21 protein-coding genes are annotated in these 19,509 nt (G+C 66.8%); 15 read left to right on the top strand and 6 right to left on the bottom strand.

Features of this window, described 5'->3' with window-relative positions:
• Positions 1 to 176: 176 nt before the first annotated feature.
• Positions 177 to 1,583 (top strand): NADP-dependent phosphogluconate dehydrogenase, encoded by a 1,407-nt coding sequence (gene gndA / locus DQG15_RS03310; RefSeq protein WP_116082705.1) that lies wholly within the window; start codon positions 177 to 179, stop codon positions 1,581 to 1,583.
• Positions 1,571 to 2,554: a peptidoglycan DD-metalloendopeptidase family protein gene (locus tag DQG15_RS03305; RefSeq protein ID WP_116082704.1), complete on the top strand. Its 984-nt coding sequence runs from the start codon at positions 1,571 to 1,573 to the stop codon at positions 2,552 to 2,554. The genes gndA and DQG15_RS03305 overlap by 13 nt, the downstream gene beginning before the upstream one ends.
• A 477-nt stretch (positions 2,555 to 3,031) precedes the next feature.
• Here DQG15_RS03305 and DQG15_RS03295 read toward each other — a convergent pair whose 3' ends face one another.
• The 6 genes from DQG15_RS03295 to DQG15_RS03270 all read right to left on the bottom strand — a co-directional run bounded on the left by DQG15_RS03295 (position 3,032) and on the right by DQG15_RS03270 (position 7,373).
• The gene (locus tag DQG15_RS03295) at positions 3,032 to 3,526 is read right to left on the bottom strand and encodes a DUF892 family protein (protein ID WP_116082700.1); all 495 of its coding nucleotides are present in this window, start codon (positions 3,524 to 3,526) and stop codon (positions 3,032 to 3,034) included.
• 144 nt (positions 3,527 to 3,670) lie between these two features.
• On the bottom strand, positions 3,671 to 4,417 hold the full coding sequence (locus tag DQG15_RS03290) for a Crp/Fnr family transcriptional regulator (protein WP_116082699.1): 747 nt from the start codon (positions 4,415 to 4,417) through the stop codon (positions 3,671 to 3,673).
• A gap of 93 nt (positions 4,418 to 4,510) precedes the next feature.
• Entirely contained in the window at positions 4,511 to 5,743 is a 1,233-nt protein-coding gene (locus tag DQG15_RS03285) for a DUF3618 domain-containing protein (protein ID WP_116082697.1), read from the bottom strand.
• Positions 5,736 to 6,182, bottom strand: a complete 447-nt coding sequence (locus tag DQG15_RS03280; RefSeq protein WP_116082695.1) for a phage holin family protein — start codon at positions 6,180 to 6,182, stop codon at positions 5,736 to 5,738. The genes DQG15_RS03285 and DQG15_RS03280 overlap by 8 nt, the downstream gene beginning before the upstream one ends.
• On the bottom strand, positions 6,182 to 6,805 hold the full coding sequence (locus DQG15_RS03275) for a hypothetical protein (RefSeq protein ID WP_116082693.1): 624 nt from the start codon (positions 6,803 to 6,805) through the stop codon (positions 6,182 to 6,184). The genes DQG15_RS03280 and DQG15_RS03275 overlap by 1 nt, the downstream gene beginning before the upstream one ends.
• A gap of 142 nt (positions 6,806 to 6,947) precedes the next feature.
• Positions 6,948 to 7,373 carry a DUF4112 domain-containing protein gene (locus tag DQG15_RS03270; protein WP_116082691.1) on the bottom strand — a complete coding sequence of 142 codons (426 nt, stop codon included), beginning with the start codon at positions 7,371 to 7,373 and terminating at the stop codon, positions 6,948 to 6,950.
• A 267-nt stretch (positions 7,374 to 7,640) separates the two neighbouring features.
• On the opposite strand from DQG15_RS03270, the gene DQG15_RS03265 reads away from it, so the two are divergent.
• From DQG15_RS03265 to gatA, 13 genes are all read left to right on the top strand, one after another.
• Positions 7,641 to 8,873: a putative DNA modification/repair radical SAM protein gene (locus DQG15_RS03265; protein WP_116082689.1), complete on the top strand. Its 1,233-nt coding sequence runs from the start codon at positions 7,641 to 7,643 to the stop codon at positions 8,871 to 8,873.
• The gene (locus DQG15_RS03260; protein ID WP_116082688.1) at positions 8,873 to 10,318 is read left to right on the top strand and encodes a UdgX family uracil-DNA binding protein; all 1,446 of its coding nucleotides are present in this window, start codon (positions 8,873 to 8,875) and stop codon (positions 10,316 to 10,318) included. The genes DQG15_RS03265 and DQG15_RS03260 overlap by 1 nt, the downstream gene beginning before the upstream one ends.
• An 82-nt stretch (positions 10,319 to 10,400) precedes the next feature.
• Positions 10,401 to 10,556: a hypothetical protein gene (locus DQG15_RS18075; protein ID WP_157968879.1), complete on the top strand. Its 156-nt coding sequence runs from the start codon at positions 10,401 to 10,403 to the stop codon at positions 10,554 to 10,556.
• A 44-nt stretch (positions 10,557 to 10,600) separates the two neighbouring features.
• Positions 10,601 to 11,950 (top strand): 3-phosphoshikimate 1-carboxyvinyltransferase, encoded by a 1,350-nt coding sequence (aroA, locus tag DQG15_RS03255; protein WP_116082687.1) that lies wholly within the window; start codon positions 10,601 to 10,603, stop codon positions 11,948 to 11,950.
• 218 nt (positions 11,951 to 12,168) lie between these two features.
• A complete protein-coding gene (locus tag DQG15_RS03250; protein WP_116082685.1) occupies positions 12,169 to 12,576 on the top strand; it encodes a GFA family protein in 408 nt (135 codons plus the stop codon).
• Complete coding sequence (locus tag DQG15_RS03245) at positions 12,573 to 13,481, top strand: ATP-grasp fold amidoligase family protein (protein ID WP_116082683.1); 909 nt, start codon at positions 12,573 to 12,575, stop codon at positions 13,479 to 13,481. Before DQG15_RS03250 ends, DQG15_RS03245 begins: the two co-directional genes overlap by 4 nt.
• Positions 13,478 to 14,092, top strand: coding sequence for a d(CMP) kinase (locus DQG15_RS03240; RefSeq protein ID WP_116082682.1), 615 nt, complete (start codon positions 13,478 to 13,480; stop codon positions 14,090 to 14,092). The genes DQG15_RS03245 and DQG15_RS03240 overlap by 4 nt, the downstream gene beginning before the upstream one ends.
• A 229-nt stretch (positions 14,093 to 14,321) precedes the next feature.
• Positions 14,322 to 16,004, top strand: coding sequence for a 30S ribosomal protein S1 (gene rpsA, locus DQG15_RS03235; RefSeq protein ID WP_116082680.1), 1,683 nt, complete (start codon positions 14,322 to 14,324; stop codon positions 16,002 to 16,004).
• A 234-nt stretch (positions 16,005 to 16,238) separates the two neighbouring features.
• Positions 16,239 to 16,535 (top strand): integration host factor subunit beta, encoded by a 297-nt coding sequence (ihfB, locus tag DQG15_RS03230; protein WP_116082679.1) that lies wholly within the window; start codon positions 16,239 to 16,241, stop codon positions 16,533 to 16,535.
• Between the two features lie 7 nt (positions 16,536 to 16,542).
• Complete coding sequence (locus tag DQG15_RS03225; protein ID WP_116082677.1) at positions 16,543 to 16,917, top strand: lipopolysaccharide assembly protein LapA domain-containing protein; 375 nt, start codon at positions 16,543 to 16,545, stop codon at positions 16,915 to 16,917.
• 11 nt (positions 16,918 to 16,928) lie between these two features.
• Complete coding sequence (locus tag DQG15_RS03220; RefSeq protein ID WP_116082676.1) at positions 16,929 to 17,585, top strand: phosphoribosylanthranilate isomerase; 657 nt, start codon at positions 16,929 to 16,931, stop codon at positions 17,583 to 17,585.
• Positions 17,586 to 17,740: 155 nt separating this feature from the next.
• Entirely contained in the window at positions 17,741 to 18,028 is a 288-nt protein-coding gene (gene gatC, locus DQG15_RS03215; protein ID WP_116082674.1) for an Asp-tRNA(Asn)/Glu-tRNA(Gln) amidotransferase subunit GatC, read from the top strand.
• Complete coding sequence (gene gatA, locus DQG15_RS03210) at positions 18,025 to 19,506, top strand: Asp-tRNA(Asn)/Glu-tRNA(Gln) amidotransferase subunit GatA (RefSeq protein ID WP_116082672.1); 1,482 nt, start codon at positions 18,025 to 18,027, stop codon at positions 19,504 to 19,506. The genes gatC and gatA overlap by 4 nt, the downstream gene beginning before the upstream one ends.
• The last annotated feature ends 3 nt before the right edge of the window (positions 19,507 to 19,509 follow it).

Genomic DNA, 19,509 nt, shown 5'->3' with positions numbered 1-19,509 from the left:
CGCGAAGAGGGCGGGCGGCCATTTGCCGCCTGGAAAGGCCGGGGATCTCCGCCGGAGTGAGTGTCTGTTTCTCGAAAGGCAGCCGGTAGCGGGCGCGTCCAATGGGCGCGCCCGTTTGCTTCAAGGCCTGCGGGCGATAGGTTCTGATGCGAAACTGGACTATCGGGAGACGACACATGGCCACCACGGCACGGATCGGACTGGCAGGGCTCGGCACTATGGGCAGCGCGCTGGCTCTCAACATCGCCGAGAAGGGATTTCCCGTGGCGGTCTGGAACCGGAACACGGCCCATATTACCGAGGTGATGGAGGAGGCCGGGCCGCTTCGCGATGCCCTCGTTCCCTCCGAGACGCTGGAGGAACTGGTGGCGGCCATCGCTCCGCCGCGGGCGATCATCATCATGGTCAAGGCCGGGGCGCCTGTCTTCGAGACCATCGAGAAGCTGGTGCCGCTCCTCGACAAGGGTGACACGCTGATCGATGCCGGCAACGCCGATTTCAACGATACCCGCGCCACCGAGAAACGACTGCGCGAGAAGGGCATCCACTTCATCGGGATGGGCGTCTCGGGCGGCGAGGATGGCGCCCGGCACGGCCCGTCCATCATGGTGGGGGGCGATGCCTCCGCTTACGAGCCGATCCGCGATATCGTGGAGGCCATCGCCGCGACCTACGAAGGCGACCCCTGCGCCGCGCGCCTCGGGCCGGACGGAGCCGGGCATTTCGTGAAGACGGTGCATAACGGCATCGAATACGCCGACATGGAACTGATCGCTGAGGCTTCCGGGCTGATGCGCAAGGGCCAGGGCAAGTCCCCGGCTGAGATCGCAAAGGTGTTCGGCCGCTGGAACGAGGGCCGTCTGCAGTCCTATCTCTGCGAAATAACGGAGAAGGTCCTGTCGGCCACCGACCCCGAGACGGGCAAGCCTGCGGTCGACCTGATCGTGGACGAGGCGGGCCAGAAGGGGACCGGTCGCTGGACCCTGATCGAGGCGCTCAAGCTGGGGCAGTCCGCCTCCACCATCGAGGCGGCGGTGGCGGCGCGTTCGTGGTCTGCGATGAGCGGGCTCCGGGCCGAGGGCGCGAAAGCTTTCGGCGAGGCGGACGGTCCAGCGCCGGCGCTCTCCGAAGACGATCTCGGCCGGGCGCTCCTCGCCGCGCGTATCCTCGCCTACGGTCAGGGGTTCCTGCTTCTGAAGGCCGCCTCCGACGAGTTCGGATGGGATATCGACCTCGCGCGCGTGGCCGAGATCTGGCGCGCCGGCTGCATCATCCGCTCTTCGCTTCTCGACGATATTGCGGCGGCGATCCGGGACGGTCTGCCGGAGGGCGCACTGCATCTGGCTCCGGCGTTCCGCGAGCCGCTGGTGAACGGCGCGCCTGCGCTCAGGCAGGTGGTGACGCAAAGCGTGACGGCCGGCCTTCCTGCGACCGGCTTCGCCTCCGCGCTGTCCTACTTCGACAGCATGCGGCAGGGACGCGGAACGGCCGATCTTATCCAGGGATTGAGGGATTTCTTCGGGCGGCACGGCTTCGAACGCGTGGGCGCCGAGGGCGTCCATCACGGGCCATGGTGGGACTGAGCCGGCTCGCCGCCGCGGCGGCCCTGTGCCTCGCGGCGGCGCCCGCGGTCTGCGAAGAGCAGGCGGGCGCGCGGTTCGCGGACGCGTTCCTCGAGGGGGACGTGGACGCTCTCTGGGCGGCGATGACGCCCGAGATGAAGGAGGCCGTCAGTAGCCGAGAAACCTTCGAAGAAATCCGCGCGGAAATTCTGGCGGAACTCGGCGAGGAGGTTGCCGTCCGCGCCGAGATCACGACCCACGAGGGCGGGCTCGAGATCTACCGTAGGATCGGACGCTGGAGCGGCACCGACCGGCCCGTCGAGATACGCATCACCCTCGATGCGGCGGGCAACGTCGCCGGCTTCTGGGTACGTCCGCAGGCTGTCGCGGTGGAGAGCCGGTTCCTGGACTACCGGACGAAAGCGGATCTGCGACTGCCTGTGAGCGGGAAGTGGTACGTGGTCTGGGGCGGACGGAGCGTGGAGGAGAACTACCATGCCGTCGATCCCGCTCAGCGCTTCGCGATGGACCTCCTCGTGCTGGAGGATGGCGAGAGTTTCGCGGGGGACCGGACAGACCTGTCGTCGTACCATTGTTGGGGCAGGGAAGTCCGCGCCCCGGCGGCCGGCAAGATCGTTCGCGCGGTGGGTGACCTTTCCGACCAGCCGATCGACGCAACGGATGCGACGCATCCGGCCGGCAATCATGTCGTGATCGACTTCGGGTCAGGGGAGTTCGGCTTTCTCGCGCATTTTCAGGCGGGAAGCGTGGCCGTGGCGGAGGGGGACACGGTCGGCGCCGGGGATCTCCTTGGCCTGTGCGGCAACAGCGGGAACACCACCGAGCCGCACCTGCATTTTCATCTGCAAACTACTCCGATCCTCGGAGACGGGGAGGGCCTTCCGGCTCAGTTCCTGGATTATGTCGCGGATGGCGGCGACGTGGCGCGCGGGGAGCCGGCGCGCGGGCAGACCGTCTCCCCGGCCAAGTAATCTCAGACCGGAAGCGGCCCGTCTCCGTTCGCGGGGGGAGCCGTCCGATCGTCCGTGACCGGGGTCCCATCCGGCTCCGGATCGCCCGTGGGCTGAGGCTCGGGGTCTCTCGCCGGGACAGGATCGCCGGGGCCGCCCGCGCCTGCGGTTGCCCCCTCCGCGCGCGACTCCTCAGTCTCTCCCCACCGCTCGGCTGCGGCATCAATGGCGCGCCCGGCGCCGGCTTTCTTTTCGAGTTCCATGGCTCTCTCCTGCATGGTCACCTGGATGCAATCTCCGGGGGAGCACTCTGTTCCGGCGGCCCGGCATCCGGTCGCGGAGAGGCGCCGATGCTGATCGAAAAAGAGGCGGCAGGCCCGAGGCGGCGATGGGTGTCTTCCGGGGATACGATGCACGGAGCGCGCAGAAAAACGCCCCCGCGGAACTCCGCGAGGGCGTCGTGTGGTTCGGAGGGCCCGAACCCAAGTAGAAGGTCGATCAGGCCGCGGCGGGGTTCACCTTGCCTTCGGCGATCTTCGTCATGTGGTCGTCGCCATCATACGACGCGTCGAGGCACTTATCGAGCTTCGTGACATCGTCGGACAGCTCCAGGCGCTCGGCAAAGGCCTTGACGCAGCCATAGCCGGCGATCGCGTAATGGGCCATGCGCTGGTACTGCGTGATGATCATCGCATCCTGCGTGTCTTCATCGCCGAACTCTTCGTCGAGCGCATGCGCCTTCGCTTCGGCAGCGAGGCCTTCCATGCCCTTGCAGTGCTCGCCGGTCGGATCGACGCCGTGGGCCTTGCAGAGGTCGGACATGGTGCTCATGCCGTTCTCGATGCCATCCACGCCGGCCTGGAGGGCCTTCTTGAGCTCCTCGTTCTTGGCGGCGTTCACGAGCTTGGACGTCACGTCGCGGGATTGCTTGCAGGCGCTGTAGAGGTCCTGAAGCTGATCGATGTAGATGTCCTTGAGGCTGTTCATGGCCATGGGTCTTACCCTCCTTGCGGGTCACGTTATGTGCTGCCGGGTGAACGTCCGCCTCTGAGTGAGGTTCCGGTTTGAACAAAAAGACCGGGCAGGGCCGAATGGGCCGCAAACCCGGTCAGACACCATCCTGATGCCGCAGTTCGCTCAGCGCAGCGGTCGCTCGTCGGGCGCGGACGGAAACCAGCTCGTATCGAGGGCGGCGTAACGGTCCCGGAAGTCGATCTGCCGCTCCATCTCCTCGCGGTCGAGCAGACGGTAATAGGGGCGCTCCACCTGTATCCGGCCCCTGCGAATGAAGTCCTGCATCATGCGGTTCACGTAGACCGGCGTCGTCCCGATGGCCTGCCCGATTTCGGCCTGGCTCATCGGGATCCGGAAGCGGTTTCCGGTTCCGACATTGGCGACGGCCAGCCGCGCGCGCAGGTCGAGGAAGAAATGGATGAGGCGGTCCTCGCCGGAATAGATCGCCATTGCCGTCTGCTTGTCCCTGAGGGCGGTCTGATCGACGCCGCTCACGCTCATCAGCAAGGAGGCAAGACGCGGCAGGCGACCGAAGAGCTTGGTGACGGCATCGCGGGGAAAGGGACAGACCGTGCCGTCGGTCTGCATTACGGTCTCATGGCCGGCATTGTCGGCGCCGAGTTCCGCAAGTCCGACGATCTCGCCGGGCAGGAAGATCCGGCTGATCGCGGTCTTGCCCTTGAACTCCGCCCTGGCCACGAGCCAGCCTTCCTTAACGATGAAGATGGGCGCGTCATGCGCGTCGGTGTCGATGATGACGTCGCCGGCCGCGTGTTGCTGCTCCGTATCCTCGAGGGTCGCGATGAAGTCCTTCTCTTCCTCGGACAGGGCCATGTACCGGGTGAGACGCGCAACGAGGCAACTTTCCACGCTCAAGGGTCCTTTCTGTAAATCCGCCGGCGACGTCGTACGTCACCGGCGGATTTTTCGAGAGTATCACGAACTGATTGTCAACGGGACCGATCAGTCCTTGTCGTGGGCCTTCTGCGCGGCATCGCCGATGCGCGCCGCGGTTTCCTTGACCTTGGCCTCGGCCTCGTCGACCGCCGCGCGGCCGTCGGGCATGTCGGGCGCCGCTTCGCGGGCCTGAGCCATGGTTTCGCGGGCCACGGTCTCGGCTTCGCCCGCCGCGGCTTTCGCGGCGCGCTCCAGACGATCCCGCTCGTCACGATAGATGGCTTCAGCTTCATCCATCATGTGATCGGAGTAGTCGCCGAAGGTGTCATCCTCGAACCGGGTGCGGGGCAGGGCGGCGCCGACGGCGGCACCAAGCGCCAGGAACGCTGCACCGACCACGAGGGGCTGGTCGTGGTAGAAGGCGCGCGCCTTTGCGCTGCCCTCGTTGTAATACTGCTCGGCACTGATGCGCGCCTCGATGGCGCGTTCCCGTGCCGCAATCACCCGGCGGCGGGCTTCATCGGACATGTGCTCGGTTCCTTCCGAAATGCGCTCACGAAGATCATGCACCGCGGAGGAGACGCGGCCGGCGCCCTCGCTGGCGCTCGCCTGAGCGGAGTAATAGCCGGATTTCGCATCGGCCTTGGCATGATGAAGGCGAGCCTTCGTCGCGTACTTCGCTTCGCTGGCCTTGCCGCTCACCTTGCCGCGCGCATCGTAGTAAGCGCCGGTCGCCTTGTGCCGGGCGTGGCTGAGGCTGCCGCGAGCCTTCGACTTGGCGCGGGACAGGCGGGAGGCCGACTTGCTCCAGCTGCTCGATGCGCCGGACGCCGCAGAGCCGGGGATCGTGCCGGTGCCGGTGTAGGACCGGCGGCCGGCGCTCGCGCCCTCCAGTTCGGCTTCGGCGGCCGCGACACGGGCGTCGAAGTCGGTGGCATAGGGATCGCGGCGAAGGCCCGGGGAGGTCGGACGGTAGGCCGGATCGTAGGCAACCGGGGCCGGGGCGGGCGCGGGATGACGACGCTTGGTAGGCGACGAGGAGGACGAGGAAGGTCCGAAGACCAGCCACGCAATCCCGGCGCCCGTCAGGGCCAGAGCCACGGGGTTGGCCTTGACGCTGTTGCCGAGCGAGCGGCCGATCTCGCCGCCGTTCTTCCGAACGCTGTCCGACGCGGTATGCAGGAAGCTGTCGAACGAGAGGCTGTCCTGGAGCGCTTCGAGGGTCTTGGTGAGGGCCGAACGCTCGTCTTCGATATCGCGCTCGATCTCGCTGGGTGACCGGTTCTGACCGTCAGCCATGGTTTGTCTCCTTGTAGGTATCGCGCACCGCTTCGGCGTCGCGCTTGATATTCTTGGTGGTCCGGGTCGGCGCGAGGCTCGTGCCCTTGAGATCGTGGGACCCCTTGGCGACAAGGGCGAAGGCGATGACCGCGAGGGCCACGCCGACGATGAGGGACGCCCAGCCCGGCTCGAGACCGGTTTCGGCGAGCGCCGCGACAAGCGCGGCGGCGAGCACGTTCAGCGCCACGAGGGCTATGATGCCCGCGGCGGCGAGAAGGCCGATGGCGATCGCGGCGCGCTTCACGTTCTCGCTGATTTCCGCGCGAGCGAGGTCCATCTCGTTCCGCAGAAGGTTGCTCACATGGTTCATCGCGTCGGACAGGAGGCCAATCGGCCCCCTGCCTTTTTCCGCGACCGGCTCATGAGGAGGCGCCGTGGGGTCGGGACGCGTCGACATTATTTCGGGCCTCCGGCCGGTTTGTAGGTTGCCGGATCGCCGACGCCGCCGACGGCGGGGGACGCCGAAGTCGGGGGCGTCATTGGTTTCGTGCCGAGCGGATCGGGCTGCGCTTCAGGCGAGACATCGACCGACGGGCCATCCGGGCTGTAGCCTGCCGGGGGCTCTCCGACACCGCCGAAATCGTCTTCGTGCGTCGCCTTGGCGAAGCGGCTGGCGGCGAAACCGATCAGCGCGGCGCCGCCGAGGAAGGCGAGGGGGTTCCGGCGGGCGAAGTTGCTCAAATCCTCGACGACATCGGAGATTTCCGTGTCGCGAAGGTTGTCGGCCGCGCTGTTGAGGGTCTTGGCGAACTGGCCCACGAAGCGCTCCTGATAGGAGCCTTCGCTCATGTCGTCCGCGGCGTCGCGCAGGTTGCCGGCCAGCTTCTCGGTCTCGCTGGCAGCGTAGTCGCGGGCGCCATAGACGCGGTCCTCGACTTCGGCGCGGCCCTGATCGGCCCAACCTTTGGCGCGGCTTTTGAGGCCTTCGGCATTCGCCTCGGCGCGCTCCTGAGCGTGATCGGCCGCTTTTTCGGCCTCGTGCTGGGCGTCCTTCGCCGTTTGTTTCAGATTGTCGGACATTTGGAAGCTCCTGTTCAGGCGATGAATTGCAGGACCGCTAGGATCACCACGATGAGGCCGATGAGATAGAAGAGGCTATGCATGCGTGGTGGTCTCCTTGCCGTGCTGCGTCGGATCGGGCCCCGCCGGGCATCCGGACTGCTCAATAGCGACCCGGCCGATCCTCTCGATTAGTTGAAGCGCCAACTCCGGCGCCTGCGCCGGGGTTCCTCGAAGGCGACGCGAGATTCTCCTTCAAGAGCGCGATATTCCGCTTGTTGGCCTTGAAGGCGACGTCGAAGAAATCGCCGACGAACGGGACGAGGCCGACGACGTAATCAAGGCCTGCATTCACGCCCATGCGGGCGAGGGTCCGTCGGTCCGCACCGAGGCGATAGCCCTCGAGTGCGATATAGGCGGCGGGTGCGAGGGCGAGGGTGTCGCCGATCCCCGGAACGAGGCCCAGAATTCCGTCCCAGCCGATCCTCCACGGAGTGAAGGGGATGCCGTAGCGAGCATCCATCATGCCGGCCAGTCGGTCGAGGCGGGCGAGCCGAGCTTCGAGATCGGCGGGACGGGACGGTTTCATCGGCGGTGGCTTGTCCGGTCCCGCTCGATACGGATCGGCATCGGCGCAGGTGCAGGCGCGAGCAACTCGGCAAGCGCGGACGCGGCACTCCCCACAAGATCACGCACGGTTTTCAGAAATGGCATGGGAATCCCCCCGGGTTGGCAGTGAGGGGAGAACCACATTTGCGTGTACCGGTTCCGTCCGCGGTCGAGGACACTCGGTAAATTGAACTGGTTTAGCGGTTCCGGCTGGCCGGATGCGCGTGAGAACTTTATATGAACATTCATGACCAAGAAAAGCCTCATGGACCGGCTGGCGATCCTGTCAGATGCGGCGAAGTACGACGCCTCCTGCGCGTCCTCCGGCACGTCGAAGCGGGATAGCCGGGACGGCAAAGGCCTCGGTTCGACCGAAGGGTCCGGCATCTGCCATGCCTATGCCCCGGACGGGCGCTGCATCAGCCTGCTGAAGATCCTGATGACGAACTTCTGCATCTACGACTGCTCCTATTGCGTGAACCGCGTCTCCTCGAACGTGGAGCGGGCGCGGTTCTCCGTGGAGGAGGTCGTCTGGCTCACGACGGAATTCTATCGTCGCAACTACATCGAGGGGCTCTTCCTGTCCTCGGGGATCATCCGGTCCCCTGATCAGACCATGTCCGACATGGTGCGCATCGCGAAGGTCCTGCGACAGGACCACCAGTTCCGAGGGTACATCCACCTCAAGACGATCCCCGACGCCGCGCCCGAGCTGATCGAGGAGGCGGGCCTCTACGCCGACCGCCTGTCGATCAACGTCGAGCTGCCGACCGATGGTGGCGTGAAGCGGTTCGCGCCCGAAAAGCGCCCGTCGCAGATCCGCGGCGCGATGGGACAGGTCCGAGCGACGTCCGAGGGGTACAGGGAAAAGAGCTGGAAGGGTCGCAAGAAAGGCCGGTTCGCCCCTGCCGGTCAATCCACGCAGATGATCGTGGGCGCGGACGGCGCGAACGATGCGACGATCCTCGACACATCTTCCACGCTCTACGGCGATTATCGCCTTCGCCGGGTCTACTACTCCGCCTTCTCCCCGATCCCGGACAGTACCGCCGCGCTGCCTCTCATCCGCCCGCCGCTCCAGCGGGAGCACCGGCTCTACCAGGCGGACTGGCTGATGCGCTTTTACGGCTTCGATGCGAAGGAACTGGCTGCGAACGAAACCGGCATGCTGGATCTTGCGGTCGATCCGAAGCTCGACTGGGCCCTGCGCCATCGCGGAGATTTCCCGGTGGAGGTCAATCGCGCGGGGCGGGACATGCTCCTGCGCGTGCCGGGCTTCGGCACGAAGACGGTGGACCGGGTGCTGAGGCTGAGACGTGACAGGACCATCCGCTATGACGATCTGATCCGGCTCGGCGCGTCGTTGAAGAAGGCGGCGCCGTTCATCTCCCTGCCGGACTGGACGCCCCGCGCGCTGATCGACAGCGCCGGCCTTCGTGCCCGCTTCGCCCCTCCGGCGGAGCAGCTGTCCCTCTTCTGATGCGCGTCGTCGTCCTTCCGCGGATCGGCACGTCCGAGGCGTGGCGCGCCGAGGCGCGGGCCCTGGCAGGGGAGGGCGCGCGCCCCGAGGACGTCTCATGGTCGCGGGGGGAGGCGTCGCCCGGGCTGCTCGACGGGATCTCCGCGCCGTCCGGGACGCCCCGCAAGCTCACCGTGCCACGTGCCTTCCCGAGCTTTGCCGACACGGTGATCTGCCATTCGGATCCCGAGCGCTTCGCCCTTCTCTATGCGTTGCTCCTGCGGCTGCAGGACAGGCCCGGCCTGATGGCGGACAGGGCCGATCCGCAGGTGGGGCGGCTGCGCAAGCTGGAGAAGGCCGTTCACCGGGACATGCACAAGATGAAGGCATTTGTCCGGTTCAGGGAGGTCGGCGCGCCCGATCCCGAAACAGGCCGGCGCTCCTTCGTCTCCTGGTTCGAGCCCGATCACTACATCGCCGAGGCGATGGCCGGTTTCTTCACCCGTCGGTTCGCCAGCATGTCATGGATCATCGCAACGCCGGACATGGGGATCGCCTGGGACGGCACGCGAAGCGAGCTGATCCCCGATCCGCCGCGCCCGCCCGAGGGGGAGGATGCCGCCGAGGATCTCTGGCGCACCTATTACGCCAACATATTCAATCCCGCGCGCCTGATGGTGAAGGCGATGCAGTCGGAGATGCCGAAGAAGTACTGGCGGAACCTTCCCGAGGCGCGGCTCATTCCCGACCTGATCGCCTCGGCCCCGGCACGCGTGGAAGCGATGCGCGCCGCCGAAGCCTCCGAACCCACACCTACCGCCGCCGCTGTTGCGCGCCGCCGGGAGACCGACATGGACCTGTTTCTGCCCCGGACGATTCCCGGCCTTGCGAAGGAAGCCGCCGGCTGCACCCGCTGCCCGCTCCACGGCCCAGCCACGCAGACCGTCTTCGGCGAAGGGCCCGAGGATGCGCCCTTGATGTTCGTCGGCGAGCAGCCGGGGGACAACGAGGATCTGGAAGGTCGCCCCTTCGTCGGTCCCGCCGGCCAGCTCTTCGATGCCTGCGCCCGGAAGGCCGGGATCGACCGGGAGGCGGCCTATGTCACCAATGCCGTGAAGCACTTCAAGTTCACGCCGCGCGGCAAGTCCCGCATCCACCAGCGGCCGTCGGCGGGCGAGGTGTCCGCGTGCCGCTGGTGGCTTGAAAGCGAGGCGGAGGTCGTCCGGCCGGCCCTCTTCGTGGCTCTCGGCGCCACGGCCCTCCATGCGCTGACAGGGGACGGCAAGGGGATCCTCAAGCGGCGCGGCAGCTTCGAGCGCGGGCGCTTCGGCGCGCCGGTCTTCGTCACCGTCCATCCCTCCTACCTGCTGCGTCTTCCGGATGCGTCGAAGCGGGCGGAGGAGGAGGCGCGCTTCGTCGAGGATCTGGCCGCGGTGCAGGAGGAGCTCGGGCGCCTCGTCGCCTGAGGACTGCTTGCGCATGCCGGCCTAACGGCGCGCCTTGGTCGTGCTAGGATTCCCTAAGGTCATCCTGCGGGGGAGGGATCGCATGGCGCGGCGTGCCATGCCATGGCTGCCGGGCGTCATCGCCAAAGCGCTCGGGATCGCGGGGCAGGAAACACTGTCCGAGAAGGTCGGGCGGCTGGCGGAGTTCCAGGGCGGGACGGAGCCGCCGCCGCTGGACGCTGCCGCCGGGACAGGCTAACTCCGCGGGGCACTGCCCGATCCCAGCCCGAAGGAGCGCCCCCTATGTCCCATGGAGGTCCCGCAAGACCGCTCGCCGCGCGGAAATCCGGTCCGCTGACAGGGGTTGCGGACGTTCCGGGAGACAAGTCCGTCAGCCACCGCGCCCTGATCCTCGGTGCGCTTGCGGTGGGGGAGACGAAGATCACCGGGCTTCTCGAGGGACAGGACGTGATCGACACGGGCCGGGCGATGACCGCCTTCGGGGCGGAGGTGGTTCGCCACGGCGAGGGCGCTTGGTCCGTCCACGGGGTCGGCACCGGGGGCTTCGCTGAACCGGCCGACGTGATCGATTGCGGCAACTCGGGCACGGGCGTGCGTCTTGTCATGGGCGCCATGGCGACGACACCGATCACCGCGACATTCACTGGGGACGCCTCGCTCCGGGCTCGCCCCATGGCGCGGATCACCGAGCCTCTGTCGATGTTCGGCGCGCGTGCGGTCGGTCGCTCCGGCGGGCGGCTTCCGATGACGATCGTCGGCGCGGCAGACCCGATTCCGGCCGACTACGCGACGCCAGTGCCGTCGGCACAGATCAAGTCCGCGATCCTTCTCGCCGGTCTGAACGCGCCGGGGCAGACCGTCGTGACGGAGGCGGAGACGTCGCGGGACCATACCGAGCGGATGCTCGCCGGCTTCGGCGCGTCGGTCGAGGTGGAAGAGATCGGGGCAGGGCGCCGGGTGATCCTGACCGGCCAGCCCGACCTGCGCCCCCAGACCATCGCCGTGCCGCGCGATCCGTCCTCCGCCGCATTTCCGGTCTGCGCCGCGCTGATCGTTCCGGGCTCCGACGTCACTGTTCCCGGCATCGGCCTCAATCCTACGCGCGCGGGCCTGTTCGAGACGCTCCGGGACATGGGCGCGGACCTCACCTACGAGAATGCGCGCGAAGAGGGTGGCGAGCCGGTGGCGGACCTGCGCGCCCGCTTCTCACCGGACATGAAAGGCATCGACGTGCCGCCGGCGCGCGCGGCCTCGATGATCGACGAGTACCCGATCCTCTCCGTCGTCGCCGCCTTTGCGGAAGGACGGACAGAGATGCGCGGCGTCAAGGAGCTGCGCGTGAAGGAATGCGACCGGATCGACGCGATGGCCACCGGCCTGCGCGATGCGGGCGTGACCGTCGAGGAGGGCGAGGACTGGTTCGCCGTCGAGGGCCGCGGGCCGGAGGGCGTTCCGGGCGGGACGAAGGTGACCGCGCGGCTCGACCACCGCATCGCCATGTCCTTCCTGATCCTCGGCATGGCGGCGGAGGAAGCGATGATGGTCGACGATGCCGGCCCGATCTCCACCTCCTTCCCGATCTTCGAGGAACTGATGTCCCGCCTCGGCGCGAGCTTCGAAGACGCGGCCTGACCACCGGCCCGCAGCGGCGCGATTCCTCGAGGGAAGAACGACTCCGACATGACCTCACCGGTTTTGCGATCACTCGACGCCACGGGCGATCGGGCCCCGTCCGCCCGCGCCGAACGAGGGTCGCTTTCGGCAAACCGGCAGTTTGCGAAGGTCGCGGCTCGAAGCCCCTTCCGTCCTAGCGGAAAACTATCGACCTCGGTGCACTGGAGACTGAAACGATGAGCGGACTGACCGGACGCTGTAATTGTGGCGAAGTCAGCTATCGCGTGACGGGGCCGTTCTCCCCCATCGTCGCCTGTCACTGCACCGAGTGCCGGCGCGCCTCCGGCCACTTCGTCGCGGCGACGTCGGCGGTGGAGACGGACCTCGTGATCGAGGGGGTGCCCCGCTGGTACGAAAGCACCCCCGGAACGGTGCGCGGGTTCTGCCCGACCTGCGGCGCGGGCCTGTTCTGGCGGCAGACGCCGGGCCGGATCTCGATCTGGGCCGGCTCGATCGATGCGCCGACGAACCTTGCCCTCGAGGCCCATATCTTCACGTCCGAGAAGGGCGACTATTACGAGATCACGGACGGTTTGCCTTCTCATCCGGATCGTCTGCCAACCACGAAGGAGGGGGAGGCATGATGTTTCCGCCGCGGCCTATATTCGCCAACGGACGCCTATACCGGCAACACAGAAAGCTTGTCCGCAAGTTCAAGGAAAAGCTCGGATACGCACCGAACCTCGCGCGGCCCCGGACTTTTTCCGAAAAGGTGCAATGGCGCAAGCTGAATGACCGCAACCCACTCTTCCAAATGCTTGCGGACAAGGTTGCCGTGCGGGACTGGGCGGCGGACCGGATCGGGGGAGAGGAGGGATGCGCGCTTCTGACCGAGTGCGTCGCCGTGATCGAGGATGCGGCGGATGCCGACGTCCACGCCCTGCCTGACGGGGTCGCGTTCAAGTCTGCCCACGCATCCAGCTGGAACATGCTGGTGGAACGCTGGACGCCGGAGCTGCGCCGGCTGGCCGAGACCAAACTCGCGTCATGGACCACCGGTCGCTATGGCGCCGCCAAGAGGGAGGTGGCTTATCTGGAGGTGCCTCGGCGCGTACTCGTCGACCGTCTTCTTTACCGGTCGGATGGGCAGCTGGCTGACACCCTGAAGTTTTTCTGTTTCCACGGTCGGGCCGAATTCCTCTCCATAGACCAGTGGCCCGATGCTACGCCCCCCCTGCACGGGGATGCGGAGTTTCACCAATCTTTCATGACCCCTGCATGGGAACCGGCCGGCTTTACCACCGGCCGCCCCGAGCCGTCCGTGACGCCACCCCGGCCGAAGCGGATGAGGGATGCGCTGTCGATCGCTGAACGTCTCTCGGCCGGCATCGATTTCGTCCGCGTCGATTTGCTTGCCACGGAAGATGAGTTAAAGCTGTCCGAAATGACGCTGTATCCCAAATCCGGGGTCGTGCCCTACGATCCGCCCCAGTGGGATCGCCTCCACGGCGATCTCTGGACACTGCCGCATGAAGGCAGGTCGTCATGAGTTTCACGGTCGCCATCGATGGCCCCGCCGCAGCGGGGAAGGGGACGATCGGGCGCGCGGTCGCCGCTCATTTCGGGTTTGCCCATCTCGATACCGGACTTCTCTATCGTGCGGTCGGACGGCGGACACTGGATGGCACGACGCCGGAGGATGCGGCCGTCGCGCTCAAGGCGTCCGACCTCGAGGACGACGCGGCGCTCCGCCATCCCGACGTGGCCCAGGCCGCCAGCCGGGTCGCCGCCGTTCCGGAAGTTCGCCGGGCCCTTCTGCATTTCCAGCGCGCCTTCGCGGCGCGGTCGGGCGGCGCGGTGCTCGACGGGCGCGATATCGGAACGGTGATCTGTCCGGATGCGGCCGTGAAGCTGTTCGTGACGGCTTCCGATGCCGTCCGCGCACATCGCCGCCACGCGGAGCTGATTGCCAAGGGGCACGAGATCGATCTGGAGGAGGTCGCCGCCGATCTGCGCCAGCGCGACCAGAGGGACGCCGCCCGCGCGACGGCACCGCTCCACGCCGCGGCCGACGCTGTCACGCTCGATACGTCAGACATGGCGATCGACGAGGCCGTCACGCGTGCTCTCGAGGCGGTGGAAGCCGCGCGGACCCGCTGAGAGCGGGGTTTCGCGGCCCCGCCCTTGCGTGCGCGCCCTGCCTGCTGTAAAGAGCGCGGCGTCACCAGGGGGCTGATCGCGCCCGAACGTTCGAGCAGGGCCGGACCGATGCCGGGCCCTGTCTTCGTGCATTCGGCGTCTTTCATTCTCCTGACCGACCAGATTCTCAAGACCGGCGGACCCAACCGCCTGGCCCGAAACAACCCGTGAAAAGGAATACCGGACCCTTATGAGCGCCAACGCATCCATGGAGGAATTCGAAGCCCTCCTCTCCGAAAGCTTCGAGATCGACACCCCGAACGAAGGTTCGGTCGTGCGCGGCAAGGTCATCGCCATCGAGGCGGGACAAGCCATCATCGACGTCGGCTACAAGATGGAAGGCCGCGTCGAGCTCAAGGAATTCGCAAACCCCGGCGAAGCCCCCGAGATCTCGGTGGGCGACGAAGTCGAGGTTTATCTCGACCGTGTCGAGAACGCCCGTGGCGAAGCCGTCATCAGCCGTGACAAGGCCCGCCGCGAAGAAGCCTGGGACCGTCTCGAGAAGGCATATGCCGACGAGAACCGTGTCGAGGGCGCGATCTTCGGCCGCGTCAAGGGCGGCTTCACCGTCGATCTCGGCGGCGCCGTGGCCTTCCTGCCCGGCAGCCAGGTCGATGTGCGCCCCGTGCGCGATGCCGGCCCGCTGATGGGTCTCAAGCAGCCTTTCCAGATCCTCAAGATGGATCGCCGTCGCGGCAACATCGTCGTCTCGCGCCGTGCCATCCTCGAGGAGAGCCGCGCCGAGCAGCGTGCCGAGGTCATCGCCAAGCTGACCGAAGGCGACAGCGTCGACGGCGTCGTCAAGAACATCACCGAGTACGGCGCCTTCGTCGACCTTGGCGGTGTGGACGGCCTCCTTCACGTCACCGACATGGCGTGGCGCCGGGTCAATCACCCGTCCGAGATCGTCTCCATCGGTGAGACGATCAAGGTCAACGTGATCAAGATCAACAAGGAAACCCACCGCATCAGCCTCGGCATGAAGCAGCTGCAGGACGATCCGTGGGATGCCGTGGAAGCCAAGTTCCCGCTGGATTCGGTTCACACTGGCCGGGTCACGAACATCACCGATTACGGCGCGTTCGTGGAGCTGGAGCCGGGCGTCGAGGGTCTCGTGCACGTCTCCGAGATGAGCTGGACCAAGAAGAACGTCCATCCGGGCAAGATCGTCTCCACCTCCCAGGAGGTCGAGGTGATGGTGCTCGAGATCGACACGCAGAAGCGTCGCGTTTCGCTCGGTCTCAAGCAGACCATGCGCAACCCGTGGGAAGTCTTCGCCGAAACCCATCCCGAGGGCACCGAGGTCGAGGGCGAGGTCAAGAACATCACCGAGTTCGGCCTGTTCGTCGGCCTTCCGGGCGACATCGACGGCATGGTCCACCTGTCCGACCTGTCGTGGGATCAGCGCGGCGAGGAAGCCATCCAGGATTACCGCAAGGGCGACGTCGTCCAGGCCGTGGTCACGGAGACCGACGTCGAGAAGGAGCGCATCTCGCTCTCCATCAAGGCGCTTGGCGGCGACAAGTTCGCCGAGGCGATCGGCGGCGTGAAGCGCGGCTCGATCATCACCGTCGAAGTGACGGCGATCGAGGATGGCGGCATCGAGGTGGAGTACGAGGGCATGAAGTCCTTCATCCGCCGCTCCGACCTGGCCCGCGACCGCTCCGAGCAGCGTCCCGAGCGGTTCTCGGCCGGTGACAAGGTGGACGTCCGCGTCACCAACCTCGACAGCAAGACCCGTCGTCTCGGCCTGTCCATCAAGGCCCGCGAGATCGCCGAGGAGAAGGAAGCCGTGCAGCAGTATGGCTCCTCCGACTCGGGCGCCTCGCTCGGCGACATTCTCGGCGCTGCGCTTAAGGGCGACGAGAACTGAGGTCCGCATCCGGCCCATCCGAGGCCGGAGTGAGAGACATCGAGAGGGCCCGCGCGGGGGATCGCGCGGGCCCTTTCTTCATCGAAGGCAGGGGCAAGACGGCCACGGACGACGCTTGACGCGAAGCAATTTCGGCGAGTGGGTGCCGTAAGGGCCTGTCGGGCATTCCTAAAAGGGAATGATGCGCTATAGTCGTCCTCGGGCTGATGGCATCGCAGGCGGAGGAGACTCTCCATGATACGTTCCGAACTGATCCACCTGATCGCCGAGGAAAATCCGCATCTCTATCAACGCGATGTCGAGAAGATCGTGAACACGATCTTCGAAGAGATCATCGATGCGCTGGCGAATGGGGACCGGATCGAGCTGCGCGGCTTTGGCGCCTTCTCCGTGAAGAAGCGGGACGCCCGGACCGGCCGCAATCCCCGGACCGGGGAATCGGTTGCGGTCGAAGAGAAATACGTGCCCTTCTTCAAGACCGGCAAGCTCCTGCGCGAACGCCTCAACGACAGCGCGAACGAAAAGGCCTGAACGCGACATGAAATACATTAGGCTGGCCGTCCTGGCCGTCCTCCTGATCGTCCTTCTGACGATCTCCCTCGCAAACCGGCAGATCGTCGAACTGGCGCTGATGCCGGAGCCGCTCGAGCGCCTGTTCGGCGTCGCGCCCGGCGCCTCGCTGCCGCTGTTCATCGTGGTTCTGGGCAGCGTCGTCGTCGGCCTTCTCATCGGCTACCTTCTGGAATGGGTGCGCGAGCACAAGCACCGCGTCGAAGCGCGCAACCGCGGCCGCGAGATCGCCGATCTCCGGGCCGAGAATGCCCGCCTGCGCGGGGAGAAGAACGAGGGCAAGGACGAGGTTCTGGCCATTCTCGACGACAGCACGGTGCAGCAGCGCCGCCGCGCCTCCTGAGAGAGACCTCCATGACCGACAGTTCCGGGATCCGCATCAAGGTGTGCGGTCTGACACGGCCCGAAGATGTGACCGCCATTGCCGAGGCCGGCGCCGATTACGCCGGCTTCGTCTTCTACGAGCCATCGCCGCGCAATATTGGCCTCGACGTCGCCGCCGAGCTGACCCGGCTGGTGCCGGACGGGATCGAGAAGGTCGCGCTGACGGTAAATGCGCCCGACGCGCTCTTCGAGGGGCTGCTGGACGTCGCCCGGATCGACCTCATCCAGTGCCATGGCAACGAGGGGCCGCAGCGGCTCGAGGAGTTGCGGGACATGTTCGGCCTGCCGGTGATGAAGGCGATCACCATCGCCTCAGAGGCCGATCTTGAAGCGCTCCCCGATTATCTCGAATCGGCTGACCAGCTCCTCATCGATGCCAAGGGCAGCGCGGCGGACGCGCTTCCGGGCGGCAACGGGGAAAGCTTCGACTGGTCCCTCCTCGAGGGCGTTGAGTGGGACATGCCCTGGATGCTCGCCGGCGGGCTGACCCCGGACAACGTGGGCGAGGCGATCCGCGTCACCGGCGCGAAGCAGGTCGATGTGTCCTCGGGGGTCGAATCGGCGCGCGGCATCAAGGATGCCGGGCTGATCCGCGCCTTCTGCGACGCCGCCCGCGCCGCCGGATAGGGCAGGGCGCTCGCCCGGCGCCGATCCGTGCCGCTCAGGGCGGGATCCTCATGGCCCGGACCTTTCGCGCGGCCCGGCCGGCTTGCGGGCGGCGCGGCCTTGGCTTAGACCGCCTCGCGATCCGCTCAGACAGTTACTCGAAAGGCGCTGACCCCATGTCGATCGATACCGACACCGCGCGGCGCGTGGCCCGGCTTGCCCGGATCCGCGTCGAGGAGGACCAGCTTCCGGCACTCGCCGGTGAGTTCAACGCCATCCTCGGCTTCATCGAGCAGCTCTCCGAGGTCGACGTGACAGGCGTCGAACCGATGACCTCCGTCACGCCGCAGCGCCTCAAGCGCCGGGATGACGAGGTGACCGATGGCGGCTACCCCAAGAAGGTGCTGTCCAACGCTCCTGATGCCCGCGAGGGCTTCTTTGCCGTTCCGAAGGTGGTCGAATGAGCGCTCCAGAGACCATCGCCGAAGCGCGCGACGCGCTCCGCAAGGGGGACGTGACCTCCGCCGAGCTGACCGAGGGCTATATCTCCGCGATTTCGGAGGCGGGAGCGCTCGGCGCGTTCGTCCACGAGACGCCGGATCTCGCCATGGACATGGCGCGCGCCGCGGACAAGCGCATCTCCGAAGGCGACGCGCCGGACATGTGCGGCATCCCGCTCGGCATCAAGGACCTGTTCTGCACGCAAGGTGTCGCGTCACAGGCGGCGTCCCGCATCCTCGACGGCTTCACGCCCGAATACGAGAGCACGGTGACGGCGAAGCTCTGGCGGTCTGGCGCCGTGATGCTCGGCAAGCTGAACATGGACGAGTTCGCCATGGGCAGCTCGAACGAGACCAGCACCTACGGACCGGCCGTGAATCCCTATCGTCGCTCGGGCGACACCGAGGCGCTGACCCCCGGCGGCTCCTCCGGCGGCTCCGCCTCCGCCGTGGCGGCGTCCCTCTGCCTCGCCGCGACCGGCACGGATACCGGCGGATCGATCCGCCAGCCGGCGGCCTTCACCGGCATCACCGGCCTCAAGCCCACCTATGGCCGCGTTTCCCGCTGGGGGATCATCGCGTTCGCCTCATCGCTCGATCAGGCCGGACCGATGACCCGGACCGTGCGGGACAGCGCGATCATGCTGCAGGCGATGGCCGGGCACGATGCGAGCGATTCGACCTCCGCCGACATTCCCGTGCCCGATTTCGAGGCCGCGCTCACGGGCGATATCCGTGGCAAGGTGATCGGCGTTCCCCGCGAGTATCGCATGGACGGGATCCCGAAGGAGATCGACACGCTCTGGCAGGACGGCGTGCGCATGCTGCGCGAGGCCGGGGCGGAGATCAGGGAGATTTCCCTGCCGAACACGAAATACGCTCTGCCGGCCTATTACGTCATCGCGCCCGCCGAAGCCTCCTCCAACCTTGCGCGCTACGACGGGGTGCGCTTCGGACGCCGCGCGAAAAGCGAGCCCGGTGACGGCATTCTCGAGATGTACGAGAAGACCCGCGCCGAAGGTTTCGGTGCAGAGGTTCAGCGCCGCGTCATGGTGGGCACCTATGTTCTGTCTGCCGGCTTCTACGATGCGTATTACAACCGTGCGCGGAAGGTGCGGGCCCTGATCAAGCACGATTTCGACACGGCCTTCGACAAGGGCGTCGACGCGATCCTGACGCCGACCACCCCCTCGGCAGCCTTTGCGCTCGGCAGCATGGCTGACGCGGACCCGGTGCAGATGTATCTCAACGATGTCTTCACCGTGACCGTGAACCTCGCGGGCCTGCCGGCGATCTCCGTTCCGGCGGGCCAGACGGAGGACGGCCTTCCCCTCGGTCTCCAGCTCATTGGGCGTCCCTGGGACGAGTCCGGTCTGCTGAACACCGCCGACGTACTGGAACGTGAAGCCGGCTTCGTGGCGCGTCCGGAGCGTTGGTGGTAACGT

The organism is Tropicimonas sp. IMCC34011 (assembly GCF_003390865.1).
Lineage (GTDB): Bacteria > Pseudomonadota > Alphaproteobacteria > Rhodobacterales > Rhodobacteraceae > Tropicimonas_B.
This window is presented reverse-complemented; position numbering and strand designations above follow the sequence as displayed.

Coding starts and splice junctions, on each gene's coding strand:
- gndA (WP_116082705.1), top strand. CDS start 177: ATGGCCACCACGGCACGGATCGGACTGGCAGGGCTCGGCACTATGGGC.
- DQG15_RS03305 (WP_116082704.1), top strand. CDS start 1,571: ATGGTGGGACTGAGCCGGCTCGCCGCCGCGGCGGCCCTGTGCCTCGCG.
- DQG15_RS03295 (WP_116082700.1), bottom strand. CDS start 3,526: ATGGCCATGAACAGCCTCAAGGACATCTACATCGATCAGCTTCAGGAC.
- DQG15_RS03285 (WP_116082697.1), bottom strand. CDS start 5,743: ATGGCTGACGGTCAGAACCGGTCACCCAGCGAGATCGAGCGCGATATC.
- DQG15_RS03280 (WP_116082695.1), bottom strand. CDS start 6,182: ATGTCGACGCGTCCCGACCCCACGGCGCCTCCTCATGAGCCGGTCGCG.
- DQG15_RS03275 (WP_116082693.1), bottom strand. CDS start 6,805: ATGTCCGACAATCTGAAACAAACGGCGAAGGACGCCCAGCACGAGGCC.
- DQG15_RS03270 (WP_116082691.1), bottom strand. CDS start 7,373: ATGAAACCGTCCCGTCCCGCCGATCTCGAAGCTCGGCTCGCCCGCCTC.
- DQG15_RS03265 (WP_116082689.1), top strand. CDS start 7,641: ATGACCAAGAAAAGCCTCATGGACCGGCTGGCGATCCTGTCAGATGCG.
- DQG15_RS03260 (WP_116082688.1), top strand. CDS start 8,873: ATGCGCGTCGTCGTCCTTCCGCGGATCGGCACGTCCGAGGCGTGGCGC.
- DQG15_RS18075 (WP_157968879.1), top strand. CDS start 10,401: ATGGCGCGGCGTGCCATGCCATGGCTGCCGGGCGTCATCGCCAAAGCG.
- aroA (WP_116082687.1), top strand. CDS start 10,601: ATGTCCCATGGAGGTCCCGCAAGACCGCTCGCCGCGCGGAAATCCGGT.
- DQG15_RS03250 (WP_116082685.1), top strand. CDS start 12,169: ATGAGCGGACTGACCGGACGCTGTAATTGTGGCGAAGTCAGCTATCGC.
- DQG15_RS03245 (WP_116082683.1), top strand. CDS start 12,573: ATGATGTTTCCGCCGCGGCCTATATTCGCCAACGGACGCCTATACCGG.
- DQG15_RS03240 (WP_116082682.1), top strand. CDS start 13,478: ATGAGTTTCACGGTCGCCATCGATGGCCCCGCCGCAGCGGGGAAGGGG.
- rpsA (WP_116082680.1), top strand. CDS start 14,322: ATGAGCGCCAACGCATCCATGGAGGAATTCGAAGCCCTCCTCTCCGAA.
- ihfB (WP_116082679.1), top strand. CDS start 16,239: ATGATACGTTCCGAACTGATCCACCTGATCGCCGAGGAAAATCCGCAT.
- DQG15_RS03225 (WP_116082677.1), top strand. CDS start 16,543: ATGAAATACATTAGGCTGGCCGTCCTGGCCGTCCTCCTGATCGTCCTT.
- DQG15_RS03220 (WP_116082676.1), top strand. CDS start 16,929: ATGACCGACAGTTCCGGGATCCGCATCAAGGTGTGCGGTCTGACACGG.
- gatC (WP_116082674.1), top strand. CDS start 17,741: ATGTCGATCGATACCGACACCGCGCGGCGCGTGGCCCGGCTTGCCCGG.
- gatA (WP_116082672.1), top strand. CDS start 18,025: ATGAGCGCTCCAGAGACCATCGCCGAAGCGCGCGACGCGCTCCGCAAG.